At 46.8% G+C, this 7,512-nt stretch carries 8 protein-coding genes and 1 tRNA gene; 4 read left to right on the forward strand and 5 right to left on the reverse strand.

What is annotated here, in order from left to right:
• Positions 1 to 339 precede the first annotated feature (339 nt).
• Both QUB24_RS32540 and QUB24_RS32545 read left to right on the forward strand, forming a co-directional pair.
• Positions 340 to 1,122: an MBL fold metallo-hydrolase gene (locus tag QUB24_RS32540; protein WP_333157674.1), complete on the forward strand. Its 783-nt coding sequence runs from the start codon at positions 340 to 342 to the stop codon at positions 1,120 to 1,122.
• 165 nt (positions 1,123 to 1,287) lie between these two features.
• Positions 1,288 to 1,938: a fasciclin domain-containing protein gene (locus tag QUB24_RS32545; RefSeq protein WP_333157675.1), complete on the forward strand. Its 651-nt coding sequence runs from the start codon at positions 1,288 to 1,290 to the stop codon at positions 1,936 to 1,938.
• Positions 1,939 to 2,076: 138 nt separating this feature from the next.
• Here QUB24_RS32545 and QUB24_RS32550 read toward each other — a convergent pair whose 3' ends face one another.
• Together QUB24_RS32550 and QUB24_RS32555 are read right to left on the reverse strand one after the other, a co-directional pair.
• Complete coding sequence (locus tag QUB24_RS32550) at positions 2,077 to 3,012, reverse strand: cobalamin-binding protein (protein ID WP_333157676.1); 936 nt, start codon at positions 3,010 to 3,012, stop codon at positions 2,077 to 2,079.
• 77 nt (positions 3,013 to 3,089) lie between these two features.
• Positions 3,090 to 5,801 (reverse strand): glycosyltransferase family 39 protein, encoded by a 2,712-nt coding sequence (locus QUB24_RS32555; RefSeq protein WP_333157677.1) that lies wholly within the window; start codon positions 5,799 to 5,801, stop codon positions 3,090 to 3,092.
• Positions 5,802 to 5,933: 132 nt separating this feature from the next.
• Here QUB24_RS32555 and QUB24_RS32560 point away from each other — a divergent pair.
• Positions 5,934 to 6,006, forward strand: a tRNA-Phe gene (locus QUB24_RS32560).
• 112 nt (positions 6,007 to 6,118) lie between these two features.
• Here the strand turns inward: QUB24_RS32560 and QUB24_RS32565 are convergent.
• Together QUB24_RS32565 and QUB24_RS32570 are read right to left on the reverse strand one after the other, a co-directional pair.
• Positions 6,119 to 6,385 (reverse strand): hypothetical protein, encoded by a 267-nt coding sequence (locus tag QUB24_RS32565; protein ID WP_333157678.1) that lies wholly within the window; start codon positions 6,383 to 6,385, stop codon positions 6,119 to 6,121.
• Between the two features lie 111 nt (positions 6,386 to 6,496).
• Positions 6,497 to 6,901, reverse strand: a complete 405-nt coding sequence (locus tag QUB24_RS32570) for a DUF4339 domain-containing protein (RefSeq protein ID WP_333157680.1) — start codon at positions 6,899 to 6,901, stop codon at positions 6,497 to 6,499.
• Between the two features lie 113 nt (positions 6,902 to 7,014).
• Between QUB24_RS32570 and QUB24_RS32575 the strand changes: the two genes are divergently transcribed.
• Positions 7,015 to 7,233: a type II toxin-antitoxin system HicB family antitoxin gene (locus QUB24_RS32575; protein ID WP_333138409.1), complete on the forward strand. Its 219-nt coding sequence runs from the start codon at positions 7,015 to 7,017 to the stop codon at positions 7,231 to 7,233.
• Positions 7,234 to 7,315: 82 nt separating this feature from the next.
• Here the strand turns inward: QUB24_RS32575 and QUB24_RS32580 are convergent.
• On the reverse strand, positions 7,316 to 7,512 hold a 197-nt coding region (locus tag QUB24_RS32580), incomplete at its 5' end, for a hypothetical protein (protein ID WP_333157682.1).

Raw genomic sequence — 7,512 nt, forward strand, 5'->3', positions numbered from 1 at the left:
GCCCGTCCTTTTTGGACGGGCGGGACGCCCATCCCACTTTCAAGAGTGGAAGTTATTTAATTCTCATTCCTTAGTTGAATTTCTATGAATTTGTAGGGTTCGCTCTTATAGCACCTTACCGTCAGAGTAGGGTACACATTTTCGCACCTGAACCGCCTCAAAAAGGATACAAGCCCCCCACTCCTGTCGTGGTGAACCCCAAATTTTAGACTCCTGTTCGAGATTCCAGATTCAATGCTGCAAGTAAATCTAAAATCTAAAATCTAAAATCTAAAATCGACTGACTGTGTTTTGTGGTATAACAACAAACGACCAACACCCGACAACCGCAACCACAAGATGAAACGGCGACAATTAATACGTTACGCACAGACGGGTTTGCTAGCAGCTTTCTTCACTGGTTTACCATCTGGATGGGAAAGCTATCAAGCTCAAACTGCTGATTCTTTGTCGATTCAGTGGTTGGGCCACACTTGCTTCTTGTTCGCCGGAGGCGGTGCGAGGGTGCTGGTGAATCCTTTTCGCCCCCTGGGCTGTACCGCAGGCTATCGTTCTCCTAAAGTGCCAACAGATTTGATTCTGATTAGCAGCCGGTTGCTCGATGAAGGGGCGATCGACGGATTTGCGGGCAATCCCGGCCTTTTGTACGAACCGGGGGCTTACAGGTCTAACGGGCTGCGGATTCAAGGGATTCGGACCCAAAAAGACCGTGAGGGAGGAAGGCGATTTGGGGTCAATGTGGCTTGGCTGTGGCAGCAAGCGGGCGTTAAGATTTTACACTTGGGCGGAGTTGCTGGTCCGATCGGCATTGAAGAACAAATCTTGATCGGGCGGCCCGATGTAGTGCTGATTCCCGTGGGCGGCGGGCCGAAAGCTTACACTCCGGCGGAAGCGAAGCAAACTTTGCAACTTCTCAAACCAAAGATGGTGATTCCGACACATTTCAAAACCCAAGCCGCCGATGCTGCTGCGTGCGATTTGGTGCCGCTAGATGAATTCTTGGCGCTGATGGATGGTACGCCGGTGCGCCGATTGAATAATGACACGATTTCGATCAAATCTGCTGACTTACCCCAAACTGGTTCGGTGATTGAGGTTTTGAGTTACAGATTTAGCGGTTGATGCCAGATTTTTTAGGTTGCGTTATATTAAGGAAGTTTTGTTCGATCGGGGATGCAAGAGAATTTTCTCTCTACCTTAGCCTCTGGCAACCTTGCTTTTTGTCGAGATTTGGCTAACATAACAATTCATGTTCACTGTTTTATCTCATAAGGAAATGCAAGCGCAATGAAAAATCAAAATTTACCTAGCTGGATGAAACAACTCACAGGTTTTGCAGGAATAATCGGCGCTAGCGCGTTGATTGGTTTCCCGGCTTGGGCTCACATCACCTCCAACACCAATGTTGCTAATGCAACTCAAACTTCACAAGTTGCAGGAAAAGTGAAAACCGCTGCTTCACCCGCACCAACTGACGCTTCACAGGCACCAACTGGCGCTTCACCGGCACCAACTTCCGCTACTAAGGATATTGTTGCTATTGCATCTGGCGACGCTCAATTCAAGACACTGACGAAGGCTTTGGGCTCTGCCGGTTTGGTGACAACTTTACAAGGAAAAGGCCCTTTCACTGTTTTTGCTCCGACTGACGCGGCATTTGCTGCTTTGCCAGAAGGAACTGTGGAGAATTTGCTCAAACCGGAAAACAAAGCCCTACTTACAAAGATTTTAACTTACCACGTTGTTCCTGGTTCGGTTGTATCTACTAGCCTGAAATCCGGCGATGTGAAAAGTGTGGAAGGCAGTTCGCTGAAGGTGGGAGTTAACGCAGGCAAAGTTACTGTCAGCGGCGCTAATGTTGTGAAAGCTGATATCAAAGCTAGCAACGGCGTTATTCACGTAATTGACAAGGTGCTGATGCCGCCTGATGCGAAGTAAGACTAGCCGTTTTTGCATCAATTGATGTCAGATTCGGTTAAATGAAAGCGAAATAAGGACACAACATTGTTGTGTCCTTATTTGTATGGCAGGCAATTCAGAATTAATATAGATAAAGCTTTAGCTAGCTGCGGGTATCTACAAAAATGGCTGCCAACCCTTACCCCGGTAGCCAAAATCGAAGATTTCGGGATGGAGAATTTCTGCTAAAATTTCTAACGAATCAACCAATCTCGGCCCCGGCCGATTAAAGTAAGAATTACCGTCAGTTATGTAAACTTTCCCGGTTTTTACTGCTGGCAAATTAGCCCATTCTGCGTATTTAGTTATCTGCATTGCTTCGCGGCGAGTGCGGCTTAAATCAAAGCCGCAAGGCATGAAAATAATTACATCGGGATTAGCTTCTACTAGCGCTTCCCATTTTAACCAAGGGGAATGTTCGCCGACAATTCCAAATAGCGAATTGCCTCCCGCCATTGCCACTAATTCGGGAATCCAGTTACCCGCAGCCATCAAAGGCTCAATCCATTCGATGCAGGCTACTTTGGGAACTCTCTCTTTTGTGGTAAGAATAGATGATGCTTGTGTTTGGGAGATAATAGCATCGATGCGGGATTGCAAAAGGTCGATCGCACTTTTGCCATTTACGCCCAAAGCATCAGCAACTCGCTGAATATCCGTCCAGATTTCTGCTAGCAAATTCGGCTGCAAAGAAATAATTTCTGGCTTGCTATTTACCAGCGTGCTTACCGCTTGTTCAACCTCTGTCAGAGAACAAGCACAGACTTCACATTGAGCTTGAGTAATAATGTGAGTCGGCTGCAATTTTTCCAAAGTATCTATTTCTACTTTATACACACTCAGCGCATTTTGCAACAATTCTGTCACGCGGTTGTGAATTTCGCTGCTAGTTCCTTCGGGATTGAATTTAGGCTGAGTGCAAACAGGTAAATTTTGGATTTCTGGGGGATAGTCGCATTCGTGGGAACGGCCCACAATTGCATCGGTTAATCCTAAAAGTGCTACAATTTCGGTGGCACTGGGAATTAGAGAGATTATTCTTGGTTGGTTCATTGGTTTTCTGTTTTTTACCGATTCGGAAGCACAGGCGAAGCACAGGCGGGACGCCCGTGCCACAGTAAAAGGGATTGTTAAATTTTTAGTTTTTTTAAGTATTGCAAATCTTGCCATGCTTGAAGGAGATTACCTTGCATCAGTTCCGCTACACCGTTTAAGACTCTAATTTCCGGTAGGTTGGAGTTGAGAGCGAGAGCAGGTTTTAAGGCTGTTTGAGCGGCTTTGGGATGCCAGCCGTACAGGTGTACGAAAGCGAGATATGCGTAAGCGTAAGGGTTTTTTGAGTCGAGTTGAGTGACTTTTTCTAAAGCTGCGATCGCACTTTGGACATTCTGCTGCAATACTCTAGAAAATGCCAAAGCATAAGCCAATTCTAGATTATTGGGTTCCTGTTTCAACCGATATTCTAACGCTTGTTCCGCTTGCACGGTATAATCTTGAATTGGATCGTACTGATTGATGCGCCCAATCTGCTCGAACACGGGTTCTAAACCGGGCAATCCTTTGGGTAAATTAACCGCCATCACCCGCAATTGAGTCACTAAATCTAACTCAGGCTTATCTTTATTATTCTCGTTTTCAGGTGCTTTCTCCTCGTTCCCAGGCTCTGCCTTGGAACGCAGATCCAGAGGCTCTGCCTCGATCTTAACACTCACTGCCGACACATTAATCGGATAAGTTTCGCCGGTTTTCCGATTTAGATAAGTAGCTTGCAGATTGTAAGTTCCCGGTGCAATATTAGCAGGAGGAAGCATCGCCGTGCGATCGACAACTCGAAACCCCACAGCAAATTTATCGGCTTCCAGAATCCCCGGATGCAAAGTCGCCTGGCCGATCGCGCGATCGTGTAAAATCCTGAAAGTCTGTCCCGGTGGAATATTGCCAGACTCCTGATTTTGCCACGTTACCAACACTAAACCAGACTGCAACTGCTGCCAAGGCCCTGACCAAGTATAAGTAACCGGTAGCGCGACTCCGGGAACTGCTTTTGCAGCGACAGTAACTCGCTCTAATTGTACTTGCGATCGCGCTTCATTCAACGGCTGTATTTCGACAGGCTGCACTCGCTTGCGATAAAGATTTAAATTAGTATAATCTGGCAAAATCCAAGTTTTATCTAACTCAAATTTATCACCTTTTTCAATTGCATTTACGGCGGCATTTTGAGCTTGTTTAATCCGTTCGCGAATCGAACCTTGTGGGCCAGTTTTCGTGACAAACCAAGAGAGCGATCGCACATCTTGCGGCACGTCTTTTAAATTCGTTCCCACCTGCCGCCCGTAAACCTGAAAATTCGCCAAAGCACCGTAAAAATTCAAATTATGCTGGTTAATTTCCGGTGTCGAAGGCAACACGCCTAAAGTAGATTGCAAATAAGGTTCCCGATCAATAATTTCGGCAATTACCTCTCGGTGCGGCCACTCTTTCCCCAAGTAAGGATAGTTAGAATTGCCGGGACTGATAATTTGGACTAAGCTATGTCCAAAAGCACCTCCCAGCGGCCAGATATGAAACAGCATCGCCAGAATTGCCAAGCCAATTGTACCCCAGCGAATTTGTCGCCCCCACCGATAAGGCAAAAGCGTTAAACAATATGCTAAAAAAATAGATAAAACTGGCAAATAAGGTATCACATATCGGTCATCTTTGTTGATATTTAGAGAATTAATTAAATAAGCTCCTCCCCAGAAAACAGCCAGCCAGCGACAGGAGTTGAGATGCAAGATGGACGAACTATCTTGCCGACGACGCCAATAAAGTATCAATCCTACTAAGGGAATAATTAACAGAGGCCAAGAAATGTGTTCGGGTAAGTGTTGACCGTAGTAAATCCAAGCGTCGATCGTATTGATGGCCGGATCTCCTTCGGCGATCGCAGAATCCACCGTTGCCCGTTTTCCCCCGGTCAAAATTAACAGCCAATTGGTTTTCGCCCACGGGCCAAACACCGCCACCGACAGCAACAAACTACCTGCTAATTGACCTAATCTCCCCCAAGCTTTTTGTCGCACAGCACCAAAAGCCAACCACACAATCGGGGTAAACAGAAATAATACGGTAGTGTGTTTAACTAATATTGATAAACCGAGAGAAATTCCAAATGCGATCGCCCAAAAGAAAGACGACAGGGAGAGGGAGAAAGTGGGGGAGGGGGAGAGGGAGGAAGTGGGAGAGGGGGAGAATTTATACTTTTTATTTGTTCGTTCTTTCAACTGAGTTCTATGGGTTACATCCGTTACATCCGTTACAGAATCCGTTGCCGAATTTCTTCCTTCAGAAGCCTTCCACATTGTCAGACAATAGAAAGCAAAAGTAATCGCCGCAGTGAGGGGATAGTCGAGTAAAAATTGCAAGCGGAACCGATAAAGTCCGGGTAACAAAACGCAAATTGCAGCGGCCCACAAACCGACTTGCCTGTTAAATAATTGGACGCCCAGACTGTAGACTGAAGCGAGGAGAATTGCACTAAATAATAAATGAACGAGGGTTGCCCGATCGCCCCCAGTACCGAAAACCTGAAGAAACGGAACGGTTAAGATGTATGCCAAGGGCGGAATTTTCGTCGAAAGTAGCCAGAAGTTTGTCCACCACTCCCCGGAAAACCACTGAGGATGCTGCAACGCCTGCAAGTATTTCAGGGTGCTAGTCAGGTAATCTGCTTGATCCCACGCCGGGACAGATCGATCGAAGGCAAACCAGAGGCGATCGCTAATTGCCCCCAGCAGCCAAATTATGCCTAAGACAAGCAGACTCTTGCCCTCGCTGTCCCGATGTTGCTGTGCCATTGCGATTTTTGGATTTTAGGTTGCAGCTTTTAGCTTACAGGCGGGCGGTTCCGGGCGATCGAAAATTACTTTGAAAAAGTGCTTGCTAAATTCTGTATGTGTCTGCTAAGATAGTAAAGCGCGAAAAAACAAGCCGGGATAGCTCAGTTGGTAGAGCAGTGGACTGAAAATCCACGTGTCACGAGTTCAAGTCTCGTTCCTGGCATCGCAAAGCCCTCACAAAGTTGAGGGCTTTTTATTTGGGAAACTTGAACCCACAAAATAATCACCAATGGCATTCAAGTCTCGGCTTGCAGTTGGAGAGACAAAGCATCGACTCATCCGTGAACCTCTCGCGCCTTGCGAAACTTTTCCTGCAATTGCTCGATGGCAGTCTCTAAGGGGATTCCCTCACCCCGCGATAGTTCCGCCTCCGCTTCCTCCACCGAAGAGCGCACTTCCTCCACCCACTCCCAATAATGCTGGCGTGTTTGAGTCAAAGTCTGGAGGGCTTTTGTAATCACCTCTTCCGGCGAGCTAAACTGCCCCAGTGCTAATTGCGCTTCGATCAATTTCACCTGCTCAGGACTCAAAGTAATATTCATAAAAATCTCCGGGAGTCTCGCTGACACAAATCCCTTTTCTAAGAATAGCGCTACTTTCTGGGCAGCGCGATCGTCTTGAGCGCTGATCGACGTGCGGTGACGTGTACTGTCTTATTTTTGAGTGAGGTACGACGCTAATTCTGGAATTTCACCGCCGCGCTGCCACTCGGCTTCCCCGCGCCGCACTTTGGTTCGGGCTGTGATTTCCTCAATCTCCCATAATTGCAATTTGGTATAGGGCCCTTTGGCTTCACCGCTGCGAAACACGTACCATTGAGGAACTTCAGGAGTTGGCTGGGTCGATCGTCTCACAGGCTTCATCCGATTCATTCCAGTTGTCGCTTTGAGCTGGTTGAGCTCTTGTTCTACCGGATTCGGAGGCGGTGAGTTAGGATTGGGCGATCGCTTTTTCTTAGCTGAACTCTGACTTTTCTTAGCCTCCGGCTTACCTCTAGCAATTTCTACTTCGCGCGGCCACCCCCAGAAATGCCACACCGCCACCCACACCAGCGCCACAGCAGATCCTAAAATCTCTTCTTGTGTTGAGGATACACCATTGTATTTGGAGAAATTGTTAAAAAAAGCAATTCAAGAGTTAGAAACAATTCTTCAGCAGAGGAATCAGAGGAATGAATTACCGCTATAGTTTATTAATTCAATGGTCACAAGAGGATGGACTGTATTTGGTAACACTGCCAGAGTTTGCAACAATTGCAATGCAGCCCTGTACTTATGGGAAAACTTATGAAGAAGCGATCGCCAATGCTAAAGAAGCGAGCTCCAGCTACCTTGAGTATTGCCAAGAAGAAGATTTAGTGCCTCCGAGTCCGGCAATCGTGGCAGCTTAAATAAAAGTCGATCGCCCTTTTTGACTCAGAACAAAAGAGATATCGACTTTTCCATATCAAAAAGAGCGATCGCACTTTGTGACTAATTCCAAAAGGGCGATGCCTTTGGTTGAGAAAAAGGGGTAAAGGGCGATCGCACTTTTTGACTTATTCCAAAAGGGCGATCGCTCTTATTTGAGAAAGAGGAACTAAGGGCGATCGCTAAGGAATGAGAATTAAATAACTTCCACAAGTTTGTGGGATGGGCGTCCCGCCCGTCCAAAAAGGACGGGCGGGACG

The organism is Microcoleus sp. B9-D4, from assembly GCF_036705105.1.
In the GTDB taxonomy this organism is placed as follows: domain Bacteria; phylum Cyanobacteriota; class Cyanobacteriia; order Cyanobacteriales; family Microcoleaceae; genus Microcoleus.